Genomic DNA, 24,956 nt, shown 5'->3' with positions numbered 1-24,956 from the left:
TTGTTAGCTGTCCGCAGACGTCGCCAGCGCCTGCGCGCAGGCCCAGGCCGAGCTCCAGGCCCACTGGAAGTTATAACCGCCCAACCACCCTGTCACATCCACCACTTCGCCGATAAAGTACAGGCCCGGCACCTTGTTGGCCTCCATGGTTTTGGAAGACAGCTCTTTGGTGTCGACGCCGCCGAGCGTCACTTCCGCAGTGCGGTAACCTTCGGTGCCGTTCGGCTGCACCCGCCAGTTCTGCAGGGTATCCACCAGCGCCGCCTGCTGCGCCGGGTTCAGCTGCTTCAGCGTCGCCTCCGGCAGTTGCCCCAGCGTCTGCAGGCATTCCACCAACCGCTTCGGCAGGTGCAGCGCCAGCGTGTTTTTCAGGCTTTGGTTCGGGTGCGCCTGACGCTGTTCCTCAAGGAACCCCGCCAGATCCAGCGCAGGGAGTAAGTTAACGCTCACATACTCGCCAGGTTGCCAGTAGCTGGAAAGCTGCAGCACCGCCGGGCCAGACAGCCCGCGGTGGGTGAACAGGATGCTTTCGCGGAAGCTGACGCCGTTTTCGGCGGTGATCACCGCCGGCACCGAGACGCCGGACAGCGTCTGCAAGTGCTCCAGCAGCGGTTTATGCAGAGTAAAAGGCACCAGCGCGGCGCGCGTCGGCAAGACTTTCAGGCCAAACTGCTCCGCCAGCTTATAGCCGAACGGCGAAGCGCCCAGCCCCGGCATCGAAAGACCGCCGCTGGCCACCACAAGTGAGCGAGTACTTACTTTTACGCCATTCAGCGCCAGCTCGAAACCCTGTTCGGTTTTTTCTACGCCCAGCACTTCGCTGCGCAGGCGCGTCGTCACCTGGCCCAGTTCGCACTCCTTGACCAGCAGTTCGACCACCTGCTGCGCAGAGTCGTCGCAGAACAGCTGGCCCAGCGTTTTTTCATGGTAGGCGATGCCGTAGCGGTTAATCAGATCGATAAAATCCCACTGGGTATAACGCGCCAGCGCAGATTTGCAAAAATGCGGGTTGTGCGACAGGTAGGCCGCCGGCTCGGCGTACATATTGGTGAAGTTGCAGCGCCCGCCGCCGGACATCAGGATTTTGCGCCCCGGTTTTTTGCCGTTGTCGAGCAGCAGCACCCGGCAGCCGAGCTGCCCCGCCTGTGCGGCGCAAAACATGCCCGCGGCGCCCGCACCTATTACCACGACATCAAACTGTTCCACCTGAGCCTCACTTATCAAAACCACAATCGCGACAAAAGAGCGCCATATTGCGCCGAATCGCGACCGGTAACCGCTAAATTTACGGCGGCTGATTGTAAAGCCCCTGCGCCGCCAACGCCATAGTAAGAAAATATTACAGAGGTCAGATGAGCATAACGCACTGATACTAAATATGTTTGTCATGCCACCGACATCAATTCGTCATATCTAAATCAAAAAAACGTCATATTTTCCTTTTCCCCGGGCACGGTTGTCACTGATAATGCGCGGCGTTCATGTCCACAAACCTGGCGTAACGCTTATGCTGCATTTGTTCGCTGGCCTGGATTTCCATACCGGCCTGATGTTAATTCTCGCATTGTTGTTCGTGTTGTTTTATGAAGCCATCAACGGCTTTCATGATACGGCCAATGCGGTTGCTACAGTAATTTATACCCGTGCCATGCGTTCGCAACTTGCGGTCGTAATGGCGGGCTTGTTCAACTTTCTTGGCGTGATGCTCGGCGGTTTGAGCGTTGCTTACGCCATTGTCCACCTGCTGCCTACCGATCTGTTGTTGAACGTCAGTTCAGCACACGGATTAGCCATGGTGTTCTCCATGCTGTTGGCGGCGATTATCTGGAACCTCGGCACCTGGTATTTCGGCCTGCCGGCCTCCAGCTCCCATACGCTGATTGGCGCAATCATCGGTGTCGGTTTAACCAACGCCCTGATGACCCACACTTCGGTGGTGGATGCGCTTAACGTCCCGAAAATGATTGGTATTTTCCTGTCATTGCTCATCTCGCCGCTGGTCGGCATGATGGTCGCCGGGCTGATGGTGTTCGCCTTGCGCCGCTATTGGAGCGGCACCAAGAAACGCCAGCGTATCCATATGACCCCTGCGGAACGTGAAAAGCTCGACGGCAAACGCAAGCCGCCGTTCTGGACCCGTATCGCGCTGATCTTGTCGGCGATTGGCGTCAGCTTCTCGCACGGCGCCAACGACGGCCAGAAAGGCATCGGCCTGATTATGCTGGTGCTGATCGGCGTTGCGCCGGCCGGCTTCGTGGTCAATATGAATGCAACAGGTTATGACATCACCCGTACGCGGGATGCCGTGACTCACCTGCAGCAATATTACCAGCAGCACGGCGACGCGCTGTCACACGTGGTGTCCCTGACGCCGCTGGTGCCAAGCCCGGACGACGTTACTGCGCCGAACCAGCCGACCGAATTCCACTGCGACAGCTCCCGCGCCATGCCGGCGATTGAACTGACGCAGGGCCTGCTGAACAATCTGCAGAGCTATGACCAACTGACGGTAGAACAGCGCAGCCACCTGCGCCGCCTGCTGATGTGCGTCACCGACACTGCGGACAAGGTCGCCAAACTGCCGGAAACCTCTGCGGCTGACCAGCGCTTCCTGAAGAACCTGCGTCAGGACCTGCTGCAAACCGTTGAGTATGCGCCGATGTGGATCATCGTCGCTGTCGCTCTGGCGCTGTCGCTCGGCACCATGGTCGGCTGGAAACGCGTCGCCACCACCATCGGCGAGAAGATCGGCAAAAAAGGCATGACCTACGCTCAGGGCGTGTCGGCCCAGATGACCGCGGCGCTGTCGATAGGCGTGGCCAGCTACACCGGCATGCCGGTCTCCACCACCCACGTGCTCTCTTCGGCGGTTGCCGGGACGATGATCGTGGACGGCGGCGGCGTGCAAAGCAAAACCGTGAAGAACATCCTGTTGGCCTGGTTACTGACCCTGCCTATCTCGATTCTGCTCTCCGGCGGCCTGTATTGGCTGGCGCTGAAGTTCATTTAAGCGGTTGACGGCATAAAAAAAGGCGGCCCGGGATGGCCGCCTTTTTTGTGCCTGTCGCTCAGAGGAAGCAGGCGAAATCAATACCAAATCATCAGCGCAATCAGGCTGACCACCACCAGGCCGCACAGCGCCGAGGTCAGCATAAACTGCCCGCGCACCCGCTCGCAGCGGCGAATAAATTCCGGATCGTGGTGTTCGACATAGCGCTGCGCAAAGATATAGCGCACCAGCCTAAGCTGCTTGCTGGGCTGCCCGTGGGCGGTAAAGAAACCGCCGCCGTCGACATATTGATACAGCAGCGGGTCGCAGCCGCGCAGCACCACCAGCAGCGCGCGCAGAGAAGAGTAATACCGCACCATGTTTACCACACACACCACACATAAAGCCCAAAACAGCGCGACGGTACTGATCATGATAGCCCCCTCAAGGCGTTGTTATCCGCGGCCATCCGCCGGGTCCAACCGCCCTACTACCTATACCCAATACTTTGCTGGAGCATACCGCTCCCATCCCCTTTTGCACCGCACGGGCCACGCACATCACCCACAGCCTTTGCAGGCGGCTCATGGCTATGCCAACGGCACAGCCGCACAATCCCACTCAGAAGAGAAATGGTAAGGCCCATATTCATCATTGTAGGTTAATGAAACGCAAACTGGCCTGAGCAGTAGATAAAATTTACCGCAACGCGCCGATTTGTCATCTACCGAAGCGTTATAAGTGATAACCCTGTCCGTGATTAGTCGTTTTTCCTGGATAGTCTATCCCGCCCCACGCCGCTGATCTTTCGTCCAACGCTGGCTAGACTCAGGTTTCCGTTACATTCACCAGCACCCAAGGAAACTGTTATGGCCAACCATTCAATCAAAGGAAAAACCGTCCTCATCGCCGGCGGCGCCAAAAACCTCGGCGGGCTGATCGCGCGCGATTTGGCCGAACAGGGCGCGAAGGCCGTCGTCATTCACTACAACAGCGCCGCCAGCCAAGCCGAAGCGGATAAAACCGTCGCCGCCGTTCAGGCCGCCGGTGCGCAGGCGCTCGCGCTGCAGGCCGATCTGACCACCGCAGGCGCGGTAGAAAAACTGTTTGCCGACGCCATCGCCGCCGTCGGCAAACCGGACATCGCCATCAATACCGTCGGCAAAGTGCTCAAAAAACCGATGACGGAAATCAGCGAGGCCGAATACGACGAGATGACGGCGGTCAACGCCAAAACGGCGTTCTTCTTCCTTAAAGAGGCCGGCAAGCATCTGAACGACAACGGCAAGATCTGTACGCTCGTCACTTCTCTGCTGGGCGCCTATACGCCGTTTTATTCGGCCTATGCCGGCACCAAGGCGCCGGTTGAGCACTTCACCCGCGCGGCCTCCAAAGAATTTGGCGAACGCGGCATTTCAGTGACCGCTATCGGCCCCGGCCCAATGGATACGCCGTTCTTCTACCCGGCCGAAGGCGCCGATGCGGTGGCCTATCACCAGAGCGCGGCGGCCCTTTCCCCCTTCAGTAAAACCGGCCTGACCGACATCGCAGACGTAGTGCCGCTGATTCGCCACCTGGTGAGCGACGGCTGGTGGATCACCGGCCAGACCATTCTGATTAACGGCGGCTACACCACCAAATAAATCGCGCGGCGCTGCCCGGCGCCCGCATTCACCCCTTCCTTTCACCCGCCGTTCGCCGGTGGGTAAAATCTTGCCGTTCAGGATCTGTCGGTGGCGCTACACTCTCAACGAGGGCGGCGATGCGCTCAGCCCCACACAGCGCTAAGGATAATGCAGGTCAGAGATATGGACAGATTCAACCAATACCGCGTTTTCGTCCAGGTGGCGGAAATGGGCAGCTTCATCAAGGCGGCCAATGCCCTGGAGATACCGCGCGCCTCGGTTTCCGCCGCCGTTCAACAGCTGGAAGCGCAGCTGGGGGTGCGCCTGCTGCACCGCACCACGCGGCAGGTACGGCTGACCGCCGATGGGGAACAGCTGATCGAGCGGCTGCGCCCGCTGCTGGCCGAAGTGGAAGATATCGATCAATCGTTCCAGACCAGCCAGCGCCAGGCCGCCGGCCGGCTCAGCGTCGACGTGCCCAGCCGCATCGCCCGCCGTTTAATCGCGCCGGCGTTGCCCGGGCTGCTGCGGCGCCACCCGCATTTGCAGCTGGTGCTGGGCTCTGCCGATCGCGCCATCGATCTGGTGCAGGAAGGGGTGGATTGCGCGGTGCGCGTCGGCCACCTGCATGACAGCAGCCTGGTGGTGCGCGCGCTCGGCCACATTGCGCTGATCAACTGCGCCAGCCCCGCCTATCTGAGCGAATATGGCCAACCCGCCGGCCCCGCCGATCTGGCCGATGGCCACTGGAGCGTCGGTTACGCCTCGCCCAAAACCGGCCGCGATTCGCCCTGGGAATATGTGGCCGGCGACGGCCATACCCACCGGCTAGATCTGCCCAGCCAGGTGGTGGTCAACAATGCCGAAAGTTACATCGCCTGCTGCCTGGCCGGGCTGGGGCTGATTCAGATCCCACGCTTCGACGTACAGCACCTGCTCGACGCCGGCGAACTGCTGGAAGTCATGCCCGGCTACCGCGCCGCCTCTATGCCTGTCTCGCTCATTTACCCCCATCGCCGCCAGCGTTCGCGCCGCCTGGCCGTTTTTCACGCCTGGTTCGAAAGCCTGATGCGGCCGCATCTGGAACGCTGATGACCCATTTGGGACTATACTCTGTTTAAGAATGCTTATAATTCAAGCGGTCAGGCCGCGCAACGTCGCATTACCAATAGGTTTTCCCGGCGGACGGGGGGAAAACTGAAAGTGTCGAAGTGATAAGGTTTATTGATGCGGCGCAGTGTGATCGCCCCAACATATCATTATGTTATCCAAATGATACTATGAAACAAAAGTACCAGGCTGGTGCCTGCTAACCCTTTAATCGGCAGTATTTTGGAAGGAGTATTCTCATGGCTTACAAACATATTCTGATTGCGGTAGACCTCTCCCCCGAAAGTAAAATTCTGGTGGAAAAAGCCGTATCCATGGCGCGCCCGTACAACGCCAAAGTTTCCCTGATCCACGTCGATGTCAACTATTCCGACCTCTACACCGGCCTGATCGACGTCAACCTTGGCGATATGCAAAAACGCATTTCCGAGGAAACCCACCAGGCCCTGACCGAGCTGTCGCAAAATGCCGGCTACCCGATTACCGAAACCCTGAGCGGCAGCGGCGATCTGGCGCAGGTGCTGGTTGACGCCATCAAGAAATACGATATGGACCTGGTGCTGTGCGGCCACCACCAGGACTTCTGGAGCAAGCTGATGTCCTCCGCCCGCCAGCTGATCAACACCGTGCACATCGATATGCTGATCGTGCCGCTGCGCGATGAAGACGAAGATAAAGAGTAAGCACCCGCTCACTTTGCCCGTCAACGCCCGCCCGCCGCGGGCGTTTTTCATTCTGCCCGCCAATTAATTGCTTGATAATCAACCGCCCTCCGGTGATATAGTCGCTAAAGACACAACATCACTCCCCCGGACATCGCCTATACCCATATCTATAAAAAAAGCGGGGGGACACTTAATGCCAAAAGGAGCTAATCCATGGAATATGCCGTATCGGTAGAGTCTTTCCTGTCCACACTGCAGCGCCACAACCCCCACCAGCCTGAATATCTGCAAGCGGTAAGAGAAGTGTTCACCTCGCTGTGGCCGTTTATCGAACGCAACCCGCATTATCGCGAACAGGCCTTGCTGGAACGCCTGGTGGAGCCGGAGCGCGTTATCCAGTTCCGCGTCAGCTGGGTGGACGATCGCGGCCAGGTGCAGGTCAACCGCGCCTGGCGCGTGCAGTTCAGTTCGGCCATCGGTCCCTATAAGGGCGGCATGCGCTTCCATCCGTCGGTGAACCTGTCGATTCTGAAATTCCTCGGCTTTGAGCAAACCTTCAAGAATGCGCTGACCACTCTGCCCATGGGCGGCGGCAAAGGCGGCTCCGATTTCGATCCCAAAGGCAAAAGCCAGGCCGAAATCATGCGTTTCTGCCAGGCGCTGATGACCGAACTTTACCGCCACCTGGGGCCGGACACCGACGTGCCCGCCGGTGACATCGGCGTCGGCGGCCGCGAGGTCGGCTTTATGACCGGCATGATGAAGAAGCTTTCCAACAATACCGCCTGCGTGTTTACCGGTAAGGGGCTGTCCTTCGGCGGCAGCCTGATCCGCCCCGAGGCCACCGGCTATGGCCTGGTGTATTTCACCGACGCCATGCTGCAGCGTCACGGGCTGGGCTTTGAGGGCATGCGGGTGGCGGTGTCCGGCTCCGGCAACGTGGCGCAGTACACCATCGAAAAAGCGCTGGAGCTGGACGCGCGGGTCATTACCGTCTCGGACTCCGGCGGCACGCTGGTCGACGAGGCCGGCTTCACCACCGAGAAGCTGGCGCATCTGGCCGAGATCAAAAACCAGCGCTACGGCCGGGTGGAAGATTACGCCCGCGAACGCGGTCTGACCTACCTGGCCGGCCGGCAGCCGTGGAGCGTGCCGGTGGACATCGCCCTGCCGTGCGCCACCCAGAACGAACTGGATCTTGAGGCCGCGCAAATGCTGATCCGCAACGGGGTGAAAGCGGTGGCGGAAGGCGCCAATATGCCAACCACCATTCAGGCTACCGACGCCTTCCTCGACGCCGGCGTGCTGTTCGCGCCGGGCAAGGCGGCCAACGCCGGCGGCGTGGCGACCTCCGGGTTGGAGATGGCGCAAAACGCGGCGCGCATCGGCTGGCGGGCGGAGAAAGTGGATGTACGTTTACAACATATCATGGCGGATATTCATCACGCCTGTGTGGAATACGGCGGTGAAGGCAAGCAAACCCACTATGTGCACGGCGCCAATATCGCCGGTTTCGTCAAGGTGGCCGACGCCATGCTGGCGCAGGGCGTGCTCTAACCCCTCGCCAAGGTGATCTTGTTCACACATCCGTTAAATGCTTCAATGCCGGCCCCTGTGCCGGCATTTTTTCCCACATTCCCCATCCAAAATTGTTATTTAAATGTTAATAAATGTGGAATTATTTGTTAAATAAAAGGCAATTTAACGTGGTAAAATTACCACCAGTGAATTATTAAACATTTAATTAACATTAAAACCGCCATTATTTTACCTGAATGTGCGCAGATCACATTATGTTAACTTCGGCTACGCTCCCTCTTCCATTCCTTTGTAATCTGCCTTGGTGGAAAAACCACCACCCCTACAGATAAGAAAAGGTACAGCGAATGAAATTTAACCTCGCATTATTGAATGCATGTGTGGTTTCTGCATGCATGTTATCGACAACACCTGTTTTCGCCGCTGATAAGTATGAGATTGCCGTGGTCGCCAAAGTGACCGGCATTCCGTGGTTCAACCGCATGGAAGTGGGCGTGAACGAGGCGGCGAAAAAGCTCGACGTCAACGCCTACCAGACCGGCCCCTCCACGCCGGACCCGGCCGCGCAGGTGAAGGTGATTGAGGATCTGATCGCCAAAAACGTCAACGCCATCATCGTGGTGCCGAACGACGCCAAGGTGCTGGAGCCGGTGCTGAAAAAGGCGCGCGACAAAGGCATCGTGGTGTTGACCCATGAATCTCCTGACCAACAGATCGGCCAGTGGGATATCGAAACCATCGACAGCGAGAAATACGCGCAGGCCAACGTCGATGAGCTGGCGAAAGACATGGGCGGCAAAGGCGGCTACGCGATCTACGTGGGTTCGCTGACCGTGCCGCTGCACAACGCCTGGGCCGATTCCGCCATCAAGTACCAGAAAGCCAAATACCCGGACATGTTTGAAGTCACCTCACGCCTGCCGGTGGCCGAGAGCATCGACAAATCCTACGCCACCACGCTGGACCTGATGAAAACCTATCCGCAAATGAAGGGCATCATCGGCTTCGGTTCGCTCGGCCCGATCGGCGCCGGCCAGGCGGTGGCCAAGAAGCGCGCCAAGGACAAGATTGCGGTGGTGGGCATCGCCATGCCGGCGCAGGCCGCGCCTTACCTGATGCGCGGCGATATCAAGAAAGCGCTGCTGTGGGATCCGAAAGATGCCGGCTACGCGCTGGTGACGGTGGCGGATCAATTGCTGCAGGGCAAGGAAGTGACCAAAGATCTGTCGATCGAGGGCCTGGGCAAGGCCGATGTCGATATGGAACACAAAGTGATTCGGTTTAATAAAATCCTGGAAGTGACCAAGGATAACGCCAAATCGCTCGGCTTTTAATTTCACCCGTTTGTTTATTAGCCACACCGGGAAAATAGTTATGCCCAATAGCTTTCAAACCGCAGCCGACAACGCCGCAGCCTGAAAGATGAAGGGTATACCCCATGGCGGCTGCGCGTGCCGCCGCCATGCAAACACAGGTTAACGTTATGAACGCATCCCCTGCATTTATCACTCTGGAGAATATCAGCAAGCGATTCCCCGGCGTGCTGGCATTAGACCAGATCAACCTGACGCTCAATATTGGCGAAGTGCACTGCCTGGCCGGGCAAAACGGCTGCGGCAAGAGCACCATCATAAAAATTATCTCCGGCGTTTATCAGCCGGAAAAAGGCGCCAATATTTCGCTGGAAGGCAAATTATTCCATTCCCTGACGCCGCAGCTATCCGGCCATTACGGCATTCAGGTGATTTATCAGGATCTGTCGTTATTCCCTAACCTGACGGTGGCGGAAAACATCGCCATCCACCGCTATCTGCCCGGCGGCCACTTCTGGGTGCGCAAGCAGGTAATGCGCCAGACGGCGCTGGACGCCATGGCGCGCGTCGGCGTGAGCATCGATCCCGACAAGAAGGTCGAAAAGCTGTCGATCGCCGATCGGCAGCTGGTGGCGATTTGCCGCGCCATCGCCGCCGAGGCGCGGCTGGTTATCATGGATGAGCCCACCGCCTCGCTGACGCGCCAGGAGGTCAACGGCCTGCTGCGGGTGGTCAACGAGCTGAAGGCGGCGGGCATCTGCGTGGTGTTCGTCAGCCACCGGCTGGACGAAGTGATGGAGGTCGCCGACCGCATCAGCGTGATGCGCGACGGCAAGCTGGTCGGCACCTGGCCCGCCAGCGAGCTGGACAGCCACGAGCTGGCGTTCCTGATGACCGGCCAACGCTTCCACTACAGCCCGCTGCCGGCGCAGCCGCCGGCCGACAAGGCGCCGCTGCTGGAGGTGTGCAACCTCAGCCGCCGCGACAAGTATCGCAACGTCAACCTGTCGCTGCGCGGCGGCGAAATCGTCTCGATCGTCGGGCTGCTGGGCGCCGGCCGCACCGAGCTGTGCCTCAGCCTGTTCGGCATGACCCGGCCGGACAGCGGCGAGATCAGGGTAGCCGGCCAACCGGTGCGGCTGCACAACAACCGCGAAGCGGTGCGCCACGGCATCGGCTATGTGTCGGAAGATCGCCTGACCCAGGGGCTGATCATGGAACAATCGATCTACGACAACACCATCGTCACGGTGTTTGATCGGCTGCACACCCGGCTCGGCCTGCTGGACCACGCCAAAGCGACCGAGCTGGTCAACCGGCTGATCCGCGATCTGAACATCAAGGTGTCCGACAGCGCTTTGCCGGTGAAAACCCTGTCCGGCGGCAACGCCCAGCGCATCGCCATCGCCAAATGGGTGGCGACGCAGCCGAAGATCCTGATCCTCGACTCGCCGACCGTCGGGGTGGATATCGCCAACAAAGAGGGGATCTACCAGATCGCCCGCGATCTGGCGCAGCTGGGCATGGCGGTGCTGATGATCTGCGACGAGATCCCGGAAGCCTACTACAACAGCCATCGGGTGATGGTGATGCGCAAGGGCGAGCTGATCGCCGAATTTGCGCCGCACCAGAGTACCGAACAACAGATCGCCGAGGTGGTGAATGGATAAGTCATTATTGGCCCGCCTGGCCGGCCGGCACGAGCTCTATCTCGGCCTGCTGGTATTGGCGTTGGCCGTCGGCCTGGGCCTGGGTACCGACGAGTTTCTGACGCTCGGCAACCTGACCGACGTCGCCACCAGCTACGCCATCCTCGGCATCCTGGCCTGCGGGCTGTTCGTGGTGCTGATCGCCGGCGGCATCGACATTTCGTTCCCGGCGATCACCGCCATCGCCCAGTACGTGATGGCCAGCTGGGTTATCCAGCACGGCGGCGGCTTCCCGCTGGCGTTCGCCCTGGCTATCGGCGTCGGCCTGCTGCTGGGGCTGGTGAACGGTTTCCTGGTGTACTGGCTGAAGGTGCCGGCGATCATCATCACCATCGCCACGCTCAACCTGTTCTACGGCCTGCTGGTGTACGCCACCAACGGCACCTGGCTGTACGGCTTCCCGGACTGGTTTATGGACGGCATCAACTGGTTCTCGTTCCAGGGCGCCGACGGCTATGACTACGGCCTGACGCTGCCGCTGCTGTGCCTGCTGGCGGTGATTGCCGTCACCGGCGTGCTGATGAACCGCACCCGGCTGGGACGCCAGATCTACGCCATGGGCGGCAACCGCGATGCGGCGTCGCGCCTGGGGCTGAACCTGCTGCGGCTGCACTTCTATGTTTATGGTTACATGGGAATTTTAGCCGGAATCGCCGCGGTGGTGCAGGCGCAGATCACCCAGTCGGTGGCCCCCAACTCGCTGCTCGGTTTCGAACTGACGGTGCTGGCGGCGGTGGTGCTGGGCGGCACCAGCATGACCGGCGGCCGCGGCTCGCTGACCGGCACCCTGCTCGGGGTAGTGCTGCTGGCCTTCCTGCAGAACGGGCTGACGCTGCTCAGCGTCTCGGCTTACTGGCACCAGGTGTTCAGCGGCGCGATCATTTTGATCAGCATCAGCAGCACCGCCTGGAACGAAAAACGCAAACTGGTCAAGGAGCTATAGCATGACGCAGTTAACCCGCCTGATCCCCAACGATCGGATCATCCGCCTGCAGAGCGCGATCGTCATCGCGGTGGCGCTGCTGTTCGCCGGGCTGCTCGGATCGCGCTTCTTCAGCCTCGGCAACTTCCAGTCGATCGCCTCGCAGCTGCCGATCCTCGGCATGCTGGCGCTCGGCATGGGCATCACCATGCTGACCGGCGGCATCAACCTGTCGATCATCGCCGGCGCCAACGCCTGTTCGCTGGTGATGGCGGCGATTATCGTCAGCCACCCGGATCAGCCGCTGTTCCTGGCGCTGGCGCTGTTGGCCGGCCTGCTGGTGGCGGTGGCGATCGGCGCGCTCAACGGCGTGCTGGTGGCCTGGGTCGGCGTTTCGCCGATCCTCGCCTCGCTCGGCACCATGACGCTGATCGCCGGCCTGAACATCCTGCTGTCCAACGGCGCGGTGATCTCCGGCTTCCCGGCGGCGATACAGTTTCTCGGCAACGGCGCGGTGCTGGGCATCCCGGTGGCGCTGCTGCTGTTCCTGCTGGTGGCCGTCGGCCTGTGGCTGCTGCTGGAGCACACCACGCTGGGGCGCAGCCTGTATCTGATCGGCTCCAACGAACAGGCCACCCGCTTCAGCGGGGTGAATACCGCCCGGGTGCAGGTGGCGGTGTATATCCTGTCGGCGCTGCTCGGCTGGGGCGCCGCGCTGTTGATGATGGCCAAGTTCAACTCGGCCAAGGCCGGCTACGGCGAGTCTTATCTGCTGGTGACCATTCTGGCCTCGGTGCTGGGGGGCATTAACCCGGACGGCGGCTTCGGCCGCATCCTGGGGCTGGTGCTGGCGTTGATCGTGCTGCAAATGCTGGAAAGCGGCCTCAACCTGCTGGGCGTCAGCAGCTATCTGACCATGGCCCTGTGGGGCGGCGTGCTGATCCTGTTTATCGCGTTACAGAATCGAAAAAGCTAGGTTGCGGACACAACCCTTTAGGAGAAAATAATGGCGAGCTATTTTATTGGCGTAGATGTGGGCACCGGAAGCGCGCGCGCAGGCGTATTCGATCTCAACGGCCGCATGGTCGGGCAGGCCAGCCGGGCCATCGAACTGTACCGGCCGCAGGCCGATTTCGTCGAACAGTCGTCGGACAACATCTGGCAGGCGGTGTGCAACGCGGTGCGCGATGCGGTCAATCAGGCCGACATCAACCCGATTCAGGTCAAGGGGCTGGGCTTCGACGCCACCTGCTCGCTGGTGGTGCTCGACAAAGAGGGCAAGCCGCTGACCGTCAGCCCGTCCGGCCGCACCGAGCAGAACATCATCGTGTGGATGGATCACCGGGCGATAGTGCAGGCCGAACGCATCAACGCCACCAAACACCGGGTGCTGGACTTCGTCGGCGGCATCATTTCGCCGGAAATGCAAACGCCGAAGCTGCTGTGGCTGAAGCAACACATGCCCACCACCTGGGCCAACGCCGGCTATCTGTTCGATCTGCCGGATTTCCTCACCTGGCGCGCCACCCAGGACGCCACCCGTTCGCTGTGTTCGACGGTGTGCAAGTGGACCTACCTCGGCCACGAGCAGCGCTGGGACAAAAGCTACTTCCGGCAGATCGGTCTGGAAGACCTGCTGGAGCACGACGCCGCCAAGATCGGCAGCGACGTTAAGATGATGGGCGAGCCATTGGGCCACGGCCTGACCCAGCGCGCCGCCGGCGAGATGGGGCTGATTGCCGGCACCGCGGTCAGCGTGTCGATTATCGACGCCCACGCCGGCACCCTCGGCACCCTGGGGGCCACCGGCGTTTCCGGCGAGGTGGCCGATTTCAACCGCCGCGTGGCGCTGATCGGCGGCACCTCCACCGGCCATATGGCGATGTCGCGCACCGCGCGCTTTATCGGCGGCGTCTGGGGGCCTTACTACTCGGCTATTTTGCCGGAATACTGGCTCAACGAAGGCGGCCAGTCGGCCACCGGCGCGCTGATCGACCACGTGATCCAGTCGCACCCCTGCTACCAGGATCTGCTGGCGCAGGCGAAAACCCAGGGGCAGACCATCTATGAGGCGCTGAACGCCATTCTGCGCCGCATGGCCGGCGAGCCGGAGGACATCGCCTTCCTCACCCAGGACATCCACATGCTGCCCTACTTCCACGGCAACCGCTCGCCGCGCGCCAACCCGACGCTGACCGGCACCCTGACCGGGCTGAAGCTGTCGCGCACCCCGGAAGACATGGCGCTGCACTACCTGGCCACCATTCAGGCCATCGCGCTCGGCACCCGCCACATCATCGAGACCATGAACCACAGCGGCTACAGCATCGACACCATCATGGCCAGCGGCGGCGGCACCAAGAACCCGATCTTCGTGCAGGAGCACGCCAACGCCACCGGCTGCGCCATGTTGCTGCCGGAGGAAAGCGAAGCGATGCTGCTGGGCGGCGCCATGATGGGCACCGTGGCGGCCGGCGTATTCGACACCCTGCCGGAAGCGATGAGCGCCATGAGCCGCATCGGCAAGACGGTCACGCCGCAGACCAACAAGATCAAAAGCTACTACGACCGCAAATACCGGGTATTCCATGAGCTGTACAACGACCATATGAAATACCGCCAACTGATGCAGGAGGACGCCTGATGCAGCAGGAATGGCAACGCGCCGTTCAGGGATGGGAAACCTACAGCCGCGAACTGGCGCAGCTCGGCGATCGCCTCGACGCGCAGACCTGGCAACGGCTGCTGACGCAGCTGGCGGAGTGCCGCGGCAAAATCGCCGTCACCGGCGTCGGCACCTCGGGCATTGCGGCGCGTAAAATCGCCCATATGCTGGCCTGCGTGGAGCGGCCGGCGGCCTACCTCGACGCCACCGACGCGGCGCACGGCGACCTGGGGTTTTTGCGCAGTGACGATCTGCTGATCCTTATCTCGCGCGGCGGCAATTCCGACGAACTGACCCGCCTGCTGCCGACGCTGCAGGCCAAAGGGGTGCCGCTGATCGCGGTGACGGAAAACCCCGCCTCCGCCATCGCGCAGGCGGCACGGCTGACCATCGCCACCGGGGTGAAAAACGAGATAGATCCGCTGAACATGCTGGCGACCACCTCGATCGTGCTGGTATTGGCGATTTTCGACGCCGCCTGCGCCTGCCTGATGGAACGCAGCGGCTACGGCAAGGAAACCCTGCTGGCGGTGCACCCGGGCGGCGACGTGGGGAAAAGTTTGCGCGAGGAACGCTGAAGGCCCGGCACGCCGAGCCTGGTAAAGTTTACAGCGGCATATAGATATCGAAACGGTGGCTTTTCGTCAGCGTGGCGGCATGGGCCGGCACCTTGGCCAACGGCGGCGCGTAGTCCGGCCGCTTCACCACGATGCGCTTGGTCGCCAGCCGGCGCGCCGGCTCCAGCAGGCCGTCGGCGTCGTCGTCGCTGCCCACCAGCGACTGAAACACCCGCATCTCTTTTTTCACCAGCGCGCTTTTCTGCTTATGCGGATACATCGGATCGAGGTACACCACCTCCGGCCGCGGGTCGAGATCGGCCAGCGCCGTCAGGCTGGAGGCGTGCAGCAGCGTCAGGCGCTCGCGCAGCCAGGGGCCGATTTCCGCATCCCGATAGCCGCGCTGCAGGCCGTCGTCCAGCAAGGCCGCCACCACCGGATTGCGCTCCAGCATCCGCACCCGGCAGCCCAACGCCGCCAGCACAAAAGCGTCTCTCCCCAGGCCGGCGGTGGCGTCCACCACGTCCGGCAGGTAGCTGCCCTTGATGCCGACCGCCTTGGCCACCGCTTCGCCGCGGCCGCCGCCGAAGCGACGCCGGTGCGCCAGAGTGCCGGCCACGAAATCGACGTAGATCGCCCCAAGCCTGGGTTCGTCGCGCTTGCGCAGCTCCAGCCGCTCCGGGGTCAGCACCAGCGCCATCGGCGCGTCGTCGTCCGAGACCAACTGCCAGCGCTGCGCCAAAATAGACAAGGCGCCGGGATCGGCGCCTGCTTCACACAATAAACACACACTCACGTGGCGGGTTATCCTTTAATGCCGTAATGGCGCAGCATAGCATCCAGCTGCGGCTCGCGGCCACGGAAGCGTTTGAACAGCACCATCGGCTCTTCCGAACCGCCGCGCGACAGGATGTTGTCGAGGAAGGATTTGCCGGTTTCGGCGTTGAAAATACCCTCTTCCTCGAAGCGCGAGTAAGCGTCTGCCGACAGCACTTCCGCCCACAGGTAGCTGTAGTAACCCGCCGCGTAGCCGCCGGCGAAGATATGGCTGAAAGCGTGCGGGAAGCGGCCCCAGCTCGGCGAAGGCACCACCGCCACCATTTTCTTCACTTCCGCCAGCGTCGGCAGGATCTGCGCGCCCTTTGCCGGGCTGTATTCGAAGTGCATGCGGAAATCGAACAGGCCGAATTCCAGCTGACGCAGAATAAACAGCGCCGCCTGGTAATTCTTGGCCGCCAGCAGCTTGTCGAGCATCTCTTTCGGCAGCGGCTCGCCGCTCTGATAATGGCCGGAGATGAACGCCAGCGCCTCCGGCTCCCAGCACCAGTTTTCCATAAACTGGCTCGGCAGCTCGACCGCATCCCACGGCACCCCGCTGATGCCGGAGACCCCGGCGGTATCGATCTGGGTCAGCATATGGTGCAGACCGTGGCCGAACTCGTGGAACAGCGTGGTCACTTCGTTGTGGGTGAACAGCGCAGGCTGATCGCCCAGCGGGCGGTTAAAGTTGCAGGTCAGGTAGGCGACCGGCTTTTGCAGCGTGCCGTCGGCCTTGCGCAGGCTGCCGACGCAGTCGTCCATCCAGGCGCCGCCGCGTTTGTTTTCACGCGCGTACAGGTCGAGATAGAAGCTGCCGCGCAGCTCGCCGTCGGCGTCGAACAGATCGAAGAAGCGCACTTCAGGATGCCAGGTATCCACATCCTTGCGCTCTTTGGCGGTAATGCCGTAAATGCGTTTCACCACTTCGAACAGCCCTTCCACCACCCGCTGTTCCGGGAAGTACGGGCGCAGCTGCTCGTCGCTGATCGAGAACAGGTGTTGCTTCTGTTTTTCACCGTAATAGGTGATGTCCCAGGCTTCCAGTTCGTCCACGCCGTGATGCCGTTTGGCGAAGGCACGCAGCTGCGCCAGCTCCTGCTCGGCCTGCGGACGGGCGCGCTTGGCCAGGTCGGTCAGGAAGCCGATCACCTGGTCCGGGCTTTCCGCCATTTTGGTGGCCAGCGATTTGTCGGCGTAGGTGTCGAAGCCCAGCAGCTGGGCCAGCTCGTGGCGCAGCGCCAGCGTTTCCGCCATCACTTCGCTGTTGTCCCATTTGCCGGCGTTCGGCCCCTGATCGGAGGCGCGGGTGGCGAAGGCGCGGTACATTTCTTCGCGCAGCGCGCGGTTGTCGGCGTAGGTCAGCACCGGCAGGTAGCTCGGCATGTCCAGCGTCAGCAGCCAGCCGTCCTGCTCTTTGGCCTGCGCCATCGCCTGCGCCTGCGCCAGCGCGCTGGCCGGCAGGCCGCTCAGCTCGGCTTCGTCGGTAATCAGTTTGCTCCAGCCCATGGTGGCGTCGAGCACGTTGTTGCTGTAGGTAGAACCCAGCTCGGACAGGCGCGCGACGATTTCGCCGTAGCGCTGCTGTTTTTCCGCCGACAGGCCGATGCCCGACAGCTCAAAGTCGCGCAGCGCGTTTTCCACCGACTTGCGCTGCGGCGCGCTCAGTTGGGCGAACGCCGCGCCCTCTTTCAGGCTGCGGTAAGCCTGGTACAGCCCTTCGTGCTGGCCGACCCAGGTGCCGTATTCGGACAACAGCGGCAGCGCCTGCTCGTAGGCGGCGCGCAGCTCCGGGCTGTTTTTCACCGAGTTCAGGTGCCCGACCGGCGACCAGATGCGCGACAGGCGATCGTCCGACTCCGCCAGCGGCTGACACAGGTTGTCCCAGGTGAACGGCCCCGGCTGCGCGACCACGCGCTCTACCGCGGCGCGGCAGTCTGCCAGCGCGGATTGCACCGCAGGCACGATATCTTCAGGGCGGATCGCCGAAAACGGCGGCAGGGAAAACGGAGTCAGCAACGGATTTGTCATAAGGCAGTCCTGATTAGCGTTGGGGCCCGCCGCAGCGGGCGGGCCTTAAAATGCGTATGAATAGCTAACATGGAGCCAAGCAGCGGGAAAATCAATGCCCGGCATTGATAGATAGTGCCTTAAACGGCGCTTTGGCGGATCTGCGCGGCCAGCGCCGCCAGATGCGCGTCATCGGCGCGCGCGGCGTCGTGGGAGGACAGGTAACCCTCGTAGCGGTCGAAAAACTTCGCCGAGGTCGACTCGATCGGCCGCCACTGTTCCAACGCGGCGGTGCCGTGCATCGGGATCAGTTTGGCATGCACGTGATCGACGCCGAAGCCTTCAAATACCATGCCGCAGCGGCCGACGTCGTCAAACGCCCGATCGAGCCGCTGCGCCACGCGCTTGGTCGCCAGCATCAGCGCGCTCAGCGCCGCGTCCGGCAGCTCAAAGGCGTAGCTCGGGTAGTGCGCCTTGGGGATCACCACGCTGAAGCCGTCGGTATTGGGGTAGATGGAAAGGAACGCCAGATGGGCGTCGTCTTCCCAGATTTTATGGCACGGCACCTTGCCCGCCACCATGTCGCAAAAGATGCAGCTCATGTCGTCTCCTTATCGTCTGCAGTAACGCAGTTCAGTTTTTCCCGGCCAGACAGTTTATACTGTGCAGATTATATGCCTTATTGAAAGCTCCGCCCGTGGAGCGCAAGGAACTGCCACCAGCCATGTTAAGTTATCGCCACAGTTTTCACGCCGGCAACCACGCCGACGTGCTCAAGCACAGCGTTCAGAGCCTGATCATCGAATCGCTGAAAGAGAAAGAGAAACCCTTCCTGTATCTGGACACCCACTCGGGCGCGGGGCGCTATCAGCTGAGCGGCGAGCACGCCGAACGCACCGGCGAATATCTGGAAGGCATCGGCATGCTGTGGCAACGCGACGATCTGCCGGAAGAGCTGGCGGCCTACATGAGCGTGGTGCACAACTTCAACCGCTCCGGCACGCTGCGCTACTACCCGGGTTCGCCGCTGATCGCACGCCAGCTGCTGCGCCCGCAGGACAAAATTCACCTGACCGAGCTGCACCCGAGCGACTTCCCGCTGCTGCGCGGCGAGTTTCAAAAGGACGAGCGCGCCAAGGTGCAGCGCGCCGACGGTTACCAACAGTTGAAATCCCAGCTGCCGCCGGCCTCGCGCCGCGGGCTGATCCTGATGGACCCGCCGTACGAGATGAAAACCGACTACCAGGACGTGGTCAAAGGCATTCAGGAAGGCTACAAGCGCTTCGCTACCGGCACCTATGCGCTGTGGTACCCGGTGGTGATGCGTCAGCAGATCAAACGCATGCTGAAAGAGCTGGAAGCCACCGGCATCCGCCGCATTCTGCAGATCGAACTGGCGGTGAAACCCGACAGCGATCAGCGCGGCATGACCGCCTCCGGCATGATCGTGATTAACCCGCCGTGGAAGCTGGAGCAGCAGATGAATACCCTGCTGCCGTGGCTGCACAAAACGCTGGTGCCGTCCGGCAACGGCCACCATCTGGTGAACTGGGTCGTACCGGAATAAGCCATCCGGGGCGCGGCACGCCGCGCCTTTACCCCGCCTATTGCAGCCATCGACGCAATCTTTGCGACAAACCCACATCAGGCGTTAAACTCTTACCCTCTTCGAATCTCACAACTCATGGAAATCCCAGATGACGAAACATTACGATTATCTAGCAATTGGCGGCGGCAGCGGCGGTATCGCATCGATCAACCGGGCAGCCATGTACGGCCAGAAATGTGCGCTGATTGAAGCCAAGGAACTGGGCGGCACCTGCGTCAACGTGGGTTGTGTACCGAAAAAAGTCATGTGGCACGCGGCACAGATCGCCGAAGCCATCCACCAGTACGGCCCGGACTACGGTTTCGACACCACCGTCAATGCCTTCGACTGGAAGAAACTGGTCGCCAACCGCACCGCGTATATCGACCGCATCCATACCTCCTACGACAACGTGCTGGGTAAAAACAAGGTCGACGTGATCAAAGGCTTCGCACGCTTTGTCGACGCCCACACCGTGGAAGTGAACGGCGAGAAAATCACCGCCGACCATATTCTGATCGCCACCGGCGGCCGCCCAAGCCATCCGGACATTCCGGGTGCGGAATACGGCATCGACTCCGACGGCTTCTTTGAGCTGGACGAAATGCCGAAACGCGTCGCCGTGGTGGGCGCCGGCTATATCGCCGTGGAGATCGCCGGGGTGCTGAACGCGCTGGGTGCGGAAACTCACCTCTTCGTGCGTAAGCACGCGCCGCTGCGCACCTTCGATCCGATGATTGTCGAGACCCTGGTGGAAGTGATGAACACCGAAGGGCCGAGCCTGCACACCGAATCGGTACCGAAAGCCATCGTGAAGAACGCCGACGGCAGCCTGCAGCTGCAGCTGGAAAACGGCAAGGAATTCACCGTCGACAGCCTGATCTGGGCCATCGGCCGCGAACCGGCGACCGACAACCTGAACCTGAGCGTCACCGGGGTGAAAACCAACGAGCAAGGCTATATCGACGTCGATAAGTTCCAGAACACCAGCGTCAAAGGCATTTACGCGGTGGGCGACAACACCGGCGCGGTCGAACTGACCCCGGTGGCGGTCGCCGCCGGCCGTCGTCTGTCCGAACGCCTGTTCAACAACAAGCCGGACGAACATCTGGACTACAGCAATATCGCCACCGTGGTGTTCAGCCACCCGCCGATCGGCACCATCGGCCTGACCGAACCGGAAGCCATCGAGAAATTCGGCGCCGACAACGTGAAGGTGTACAAATCCTCCTTCACCGCCATGTACAGCGCAGTGACTCAGCACCGCCAGCCGTGCCGCATGAAGCTGGTGTGCGCGGGCAAGGAAGAGAAAATCGTCGGCCTGCACGGCATCGGCTTCGGCATGGATGAAATCCTGCAGGGCTTCGCCGTCGCCGTGAAGATGGGCGCCACCAAGAAGGACTTCGACAACACCGTAGCGATCCACCCGACCGCCGCGGAAGAGTTCGTCACCATGCGTTGATCGTCATCCGCTGCGCGCATGCGCAGCCGAATGAACGAAATGAGGCCAGCGGTTTTGGCCTCATTTTTTATTTTCGGCCCCCGCCGGCTGCAGCTCGATGACCCTGTCGGCCGAGGCGATGGTGGAAGGCCGGTGGGCGATGATGATGCGCGTGATCTTCAGCGCCGCTATCGCGTTGTTGATGTGCATTTCGTTGGCCAGATCGAGGTGGCTGGTGGCTTCGTCCATAAACAGAATGTTCGGCCGCCGGTACAGCGCCCGTGCGATTAGCAAACGCTGTTTCTGCCCGCCCGACAGGCTCCCGCCCAGCTCGCCAATCAGCGTTTCGTAGCCCATCGGCATCTGCATGATGTCGTCGTGGATGTTGCAGTGGCGGGTGCAGGCCACGATCAGCTCCAGGTTCGGCGTCGCATCGAAACCGGCGATGTTTTCCGCTATCGAGCCCGAGAACAGCTTGTCGTCCTGCAGCACGCAGGCGATGCACTGCCGGTAGTTGTTGACGCCGATGTCGTGGATATTCAGCCCGTTGATGAACAGCGCACCGCTGCTCGGCTCCAGCAGGCCGCTCATCAGCTTCATCAGCGTGGTCTTGCCTATCCCCGACGGGCCGACGATCGCCACGCTTTCCCCCGCCGCTATCTGCAGGTTGATGCCGGCAATCACCGGCTTCGACAGGCTGTCGTACTGGTAATACAGGTCGCGCACGTCGAACGCCGCCGCTTCGTTGGGCGCATACAGCTGCCGCGGCGGCATCTGTTTCTCCGGCTCCGACAGCACGATGTCCGCCACCCTCTCGTTGTGCAGGCTCAGCATGCGCAGCCGCAGCACCATGTCGATCAGGTTGGAGGCGCGGTCGGAGAACTGCCCGCGGTAGGCGTTGAACGCCACGAACATCCCCAGCGTCATCTGGTTGTCGATCACCAGCGAGGCGCCCAGCCACAGAATGACGATCTGATCGCAGGTGCTGATCAGCGAGTTGACGCCGCCGAACATCATGTCCAGTTTGGTCAGGCGGATGTTGGCGTTGGTGGTGTCGATATTCAGGTTCAGCCAGTATTGCGAGCGGGTGCCCGCCAGGCCCAGCGCTTTCAGGGTGCCGATGCCGTACAGCGTTTCCATAAAGTGCGAGCCGGCCTTGGCGCCCTTGACCAGCTGCTCTTCCGACGCCTGACGATAGTGGCGGTAGGTGGAAAGGCGCAACACCACGTAAATCACCGTGAAGCCCATCACCACCCACACCAGCCAGCCGCCGTACAGCAGCATCATGACGAACACGCCGATCGACATGATGCCGTCGATGATGCTGTTGACGATGCTGGTGGTGAACGTGGTGCGGATGGTGTCCAGCGAGCCGAAACGCGACTGGATATCCCCCAGCTTGCGCTTTTCGAAATAGGCCAGCGGCAGCTTCATCAGGTGGTCGAACAGCCCGGCCTTCCACTGCACGTCGATAAGCGAGCCCATCACGATGCTGGTCCAGGAGCGCAGCATCGCCACGCAGGTGCGAAACAGAATGAAGAACAGCAGCCCGATGCAGATCAGCGCCAGCAGATCGTGATCGCCGGCCTGTATCACGTGGTCCATCACCAGCTGGGTGCCGACCGGCATCAGCAGGTTGATGGCCTCAATCACCAGCGACAGGCAGAAGATTTTGATCAGCGCGCCTTTCAGGCCGCTGACGTTGCGCAGCAGGGTGCGGATATGCAGCTTGCTCTGCTGCGTGACCGGGGTGAACTCGCTGCCCGGCCACAGCTCCAGCGCCACGCCGGTAAAATGCAGCGACAGCTCCTGCAGGCCTATCACCCGGCGGCCGAAGGCCGGGTCGTGAATGACGATGCGGCCGCCGCGCACCCCGACCAGCACCACGAAGTGGTTCATGTCCCAGTGCAGGATGCAGGGGGTCTTCAGCTCCTTGATTTCATCGATGCTGAGGGACAGCGCGCGGGTTTTCAGCGCCAGGGAGGCGGCGATGTCGATCAGCGACGCCAGGGTGGCGCCGCGTGACGAGATGCCGAACTTTTGCCGCAGGTTGAACAGATCGACGTTCATGCCGTAGTAACCGCAAACCATGGCCAGGCTGGCCAGGCCGCACTCGGCCGCTTCGGTTTGCAGGATCTGCGGCACCTTCTTTCTCAGGGCCAGATTCAGCTTGCTGGTGATGGTCTCAAAGGGTGTTTTATTCACGGATCGGCCCCGTTAAGCTTTTTTTCATGTCGTAGAAAGGTGAGAACATCCATTGATAAATCGGGCGTTTCTCGAGGAAGAAGGTGGTCTGCGCCTTCATGCCGCTCGACAGGCGCAGGGTTTTGCCCTGGTAGCCGAACTGGGTGTTGTCGATAGCCACCAGCACCTTGTAATAGGACTCGGTGATCTCGGTGGACTGGCGGATGGGCGAGCTGCTGTAGGTGGACATTTCCTGCGTCGAGGCGGGCACGTAGGAGATGGCGTCGATTTTGCCGGGGAACTGGCCGAACTTCTCAAACGGGAAAGCGTCGTAACGGATATTGATATTGTCGCCGACGCCGACGTAAGGCACGCTGCCGTTCGGCAGCCACAGCACCAGATAATACACCGCGTGGTTGCTGGGAATAAGCTGCGCCAGGCTGTCGCCGATATTCACCATTTGCCCCGGGGTGACGCTGAGGGACTCCACCCGGCCGTCGGTCGGGGCGTTAATAATCAGCGCGCCGCTGGCGTCGGCTTCCGACAGGCGGCGCTGCAGATCTTCGCGCTGGAGTTCATATTGCGAAATCTGATTATCGAAATCGGCGGCGCGGGTGACGATATCGCTGCCGAGATTGGCGATTTGCAGCGATTCCTGGATGCTTTGGCTATAAAGGCTTTGAAAAGAACTTTGCTGCTGATAATACAGGTAGGTCTGGTTGTTTAACTGGTCTTTGTTAATCAGGCCCTTGCGCTGATATTCACCGTAGCTCTCCATGGTGCGGCGCATGGATTCGACGCCGCGGCGGGAGTTTTCCACCAGCTGTTTAGACTGGGCGTGGGCGGTTTCATACTGCGCCTTTTGCGCCTGCAGATTGTCTACCGTGGCGCGCTTATTCTCCTGCAGTTTCTGGATGATGTTGTCGATTTGGGCGACCTGGCTTTCGATGGCCTGGCGGGTATTGGCGCTGACGGTGCCGGAATCGGTGACGCGGCTGACGTCGATCTGATACAGGCGCTGGCCTTTTTTGACCTGATCGCCGACGCTGACAAAGCGCTGGGAAATAAAGCCCTGCTGCGCGGCGAAAATATTGACCGAACGCGGCAAGGTGGTGACCTCCCCGGCGACATTAATGCGGCGGGTATAGTTGCCGAAAGTCAGGAAAATAAGCAGGGCGATAATAAAGGCCAATGATATGGCCACCACGGCCCAGGCGGGCAGGCCGGAAATAAGCAATGCCTTGCCGGTCCATTTTGAGCGCTGGTGATTGACGGCCTCTTGTCGGAACAAATCCTTTTGATTCATGGCAACTCTTAAATCCGTTTTTTAATCGCCAGAAGATAGCCACACCAAAATCCCCAGTCAATTTATTTATAGATAGCGATAAAGTTTTTCTTAAGGCGTGCATATAATTTAGGAAATGTCTGACATAAAAAACCCTGCAAACAGATTTAAAGCCTGCTTTAATCACCAACTAATACCATGAAATATTTGAATTTATTTATTTTAAGTTCGAATATTAATCAATAAATTAATAAAATTAAAAAAACCAAATAAGATGAGAAAAAGAACAATAGAAGATAAATTCTTAAAATGAAATTTAGTAAAATCACTCGACATCATTGGCGTTGATATTTTTTTCATAAAAAACAAAAGCATTATTTTCCACAACCCAGGTGAATCCACCAATTCTTGTATTTTTCTTATCCATAAAAGGAAAAGACCATAAAGCGCCTCATCAGACAGGTAATGGAATTGTTGAGAAAAATTTAACTGGATATTATCCTAACCATAGGATCCACTTTAAAACAGCGGCAAACCA

20 protein-coding genes are annotated in these 24,956 nt (G+C 60.3%); 13 read left to right on the top strand and 7 right to left on the bottom strand.

Annotation, left to right across the window (positions count from 1 at the left end):
* Positions 1-3: 3 nt before the first annotated feature.
* Positions 4-1,206 carry a BaiN/RdsA family NAD(P)/FAD-dependent oxidoreductase gene (locus KHA73_RS00320; RefSeq protein ID WP_234587334.1) on the bottom strand — a complete coding sequence of 401 codons (1,203 nt, stop codon included), beginning with the start codon at positions 1,204-1,206 and terminating at the stop codon, positions 4-6.
* 301 nt (positions 1,207-1,507) lie between these two features.
* On the opposite strand from KHA73_RS00320, the gene pitA reads away from it, so the two are divergent.
* A complete protein-coding gene (gene pitA / locus KHA73_RS00315) occupies positions 1,508-3,010 on the top strand; it encodes an inorganic phosphate transporter PitA (protein WP_234587333.1) in 1,503 nt (500 codons plus the stop codon).
* Positions 3,011-3,087: 77 nt separating this feature from the next.
* Here the strand turns inward: pitA and uspB are convergent, their stop codons facing one another.
* Complete coding sequence (gene uspB / locus KHA73_RS00310; RefSeq protein ID WP_234587332.1) at positions 3,088-3,423, bottom strand: universal stress protein UspB; 336 nt, start codon at positions 3,421-3,423, stop codon at positions 3,088-3,090.
* Positions 3,424-3,858: 435 nt separating this feature from the next.
* Between uspB and KHA73_RS00305 the strand changes: the two genes are divergently transcribed.
* The 10 genes from KHA73_RS00305 to KHA73_RS00260 all read left to right on the top strand — a co-directional run bounded on the left by KHA73_RS00305 (position 3,859) and on the right by KHA73_RS00260 (position 15,115).
* Positions 3,859-4,632, top strand: a complete 774-nt coding sequence (locus KHA73_RS00305) for an SDR family oxidoreductase (RefSeq protein WP_234587330.1) — start codon at positions 3,859-3,861, stop codon at positions 4,630-4,632.
* A 165-nt stretch (positions 4,633-4,797) separates the two neighbouring features.
* The gene (locus KHA73_RS00300) at positions 4,798-5,706 is read left to right on the top strand and encodes a LysR family transcriptional regulator (protein ID WP_234587328.1); all 909 of its coding nucleotides are present in this window, start codon (positions 4,798-4,800) and stop codon (positions 5,704-5,706) included.
* A gap of 257 nt (positions 5,707-5,963) precedes the next feature.
* Positions 5,964-6,407: a universal stress protein UspA gene (gene uspA, locus KHA73_RS00295; protein WP_234587326.1), complete on the top strand. Its 444-nt coding sequence runs from the start codon at positions 5,964-5,966 to the stop codon at positions 6,405-6,407.
* Between the two features lie 195 nt (positions 6,408-6,602).
* Positions 6,603-7,946, top strand: coding sequence for an NADP-specific glutamate dehydrogenase (gene gdhA / locus KHA73_RS00290; protein ID WP_234587325.1), 1,344 nt, complete (start codon positions 6,603-6,605; stop codon positions 7,944-7,946).
* A gap of 329 nt (positions 7,947-8,275) precedes the next feature.
* Positions 8,276-9,262, top strand: a complete 987-nt coding sequence (locus KHA73_RS00285) for an autoinducer 2 ABC transporter substrate-binding protein (RefSeq protein ID WP_234587324.1) — start codon at positions 8,276-8,278, stop codon at positions 9,260-9,262.
* Between the two features lie 149 nt (positions 9,263-9,411).
* Positions 9,412-10,911 carry a sugar ABC transporter ATP-binding protein gene (locus KHA73_RS00280; RefSeq protein ID WP_234587322.1) on the top strand — a complete coding sequence of 500 codons (1,500 nt, stop codon included), beginning with the start codon at positions 9,412-9,414 and terminating at the stop codon, positions 10,909-10,911.
* Positions 10,904-11,893: an ABC transporter permease gene (locus KHA73_RS00275; RefSeq protein ID WP_234587320.1), complete on the top strand. Its 990-nt coding sequence runs from the start codon at positions 10,904-10,906 to the stop codon at positions 11,891-11,893. Before KHA73_RS00280 ends, KHA73_RS00275 begins: the two co-directional genes overlap by 8 nt.
* A 1-nt stretch (position 11,894) precedes the next feature.
* Complete coding sequence (locus KHA73_RS00270) at positions 11,895-12,848, top strand: ABC transporter permease (RefSeq protein ID WP_234587318.1); 954 nt, start codon at positions 11,895-11,897, stop codon at positions 12,846-12,848.
* Positions 12,849-12,878: 30 nt separating this feature from the next.
* Entirely contained in the window at positions 12,879-14,516 is a 1,638-nt protein-coding gene (locus tag KHA73_RS00265; RefSeq protein WP_234587317.1) for an FGGY-family carbohydrate kinase, read from the top strand.
* A complete protein-coding gene (locus tag KHA73_RS00260) occupies positions 14,516-15,115 on the top strand; it encodes a KpsF/GutQ family sugar-phosphate isomerase (RefSeq protein ID WP_234587316.1) in 600 nt (199 codons plus the stop codon). The genes KHA73_RS00265 and KHA73_RS00260 overlap by 1 nt, the downstream gene beginning before the upstream one ends.
* A gap of 28 nt (positions 15,116-15,143) precedes the next feature.
* Here KHA73_RS00260 and rsmJ read toward each other — a convergent pair whose 3' ends face one another.
* From rsmJ to KHA73_RS00245, 3 genes are all read right to left on the bottom strand, one after another.
* Positions 15,144-15,890 carry a 16S rRNA (guanine(1516)-N(2))-methyltransferase RsmJ gene (gene rsmJ / locus KHA73_RS00255; protein ID WP_234587314.1) on the bottom strand — a complete coding sequence of 249 codons (747 nt, stop codon included), beginning with the start codon at positions 15,888-15,890 and terminating at the stop codon, positions 15,144-15,146.
* 8 nt (positions 15,891-15,898) lie between these two features.
* A complete protein-coding gene (gene prlC / locus KHA73_RS00250; RefSeq protein WP_234587312.1) occupies positions 15,899-17,941 on the bottom strand; it encodes an oligopeptidase A in 2,043 nt (680 codons plus the stop codon).
* A 119-nt stretch (positions 17,942-18,060) separates the two neighbouring features.
* On the bottom strand, positions 18,061-18,522 hold the full coding sequence (locus KHA73_RS00245; RefSeq protein WP_234587311.1) for an HIT family protein: 462 nt from the start codon (positions 18,520-18,522) through the stop codon (positions 18,061-18,063).
* A 122-nt stretch (positions 18,523-18,644) separates the two neighbouring features.
* Here KHA73_RS00245 and KHA73_RS00240 point away from each other — a divergent pair, with 122 nt between their 5' ends.
* Together KHA73_RS00240 and gorA are read left to right on the top strand one after the other, a co-directional pair.
* Positions 18,645-19,487, top strand: coding sequence for a 23S rRNA (adenine(2030)-N(6))-methyltransferase RlmJ (locus KHA73_RS00240; protein ID WP_234587309.1), 843 nt, complete (start codon positions 18,645-18,647; stop codon positions 19,485-19,487).
* Positions 19,488-19,617: 130 nt separating this feature from the next.
* Complete coding sequence (gorA, locus tag KHA73_RS00235) at positions 19,618-20,970, top strand: glutathione-disulfide reductase (RefSeq protein WP_234587307.1); 1,353 nt, start codon at positions 19,618-19,620, stop codon at positions 20,968-20,970.
* Positions 20,971-21,030: 60 nt separating this feature from the next.
* Here the strand turns inward: gorA and KHA73_RS00230 are convergent, their stop codons facing one another.
* Positions 21,031-23,154 (bottom strand): peptidase domain-containing ABC transporter, encoded by a 2,124-nt coding sequence (locus KHA73_RS00230; RefSeq protein ID WP_234587306.1) that lies wholly within the window; start codon positions 23,152-23,154, stop codon positions 21,031-21,033.
* Positions 23,147-24,439: an HlyD family secretion protein gene (locus KHA73_RS00225; RefSeq protein ID WP_234587304.1), complete on the bottom strand. Its 1,293-nt coding sequence runs from the start codon at positions 24,437-24,439 to the stop codon at positions 23,147-23,149. The genes KHA73_RS00230 and KHA73_RS00225 overlap by 8 nt, the downstream gene beginning before the upstream one ends.
* Between the last annotated feature and the right edge of the window lie 517 nt (positions 24,440-24,956).

The sequence above is a fragment of the Serratia entomophila genome (assembly GCF_021462285.1).
Lineage (GTDB): Bacteria > Pseudomonadota > Gammaproteobacteria > Enterobacterales > Enterobacteriaceae > Serratia > Serratia entomophila.
Note: the sequence above shows the minus strand (reverse complement) of the source record. Positions and strands in the feature narration are given on the sequence as shown.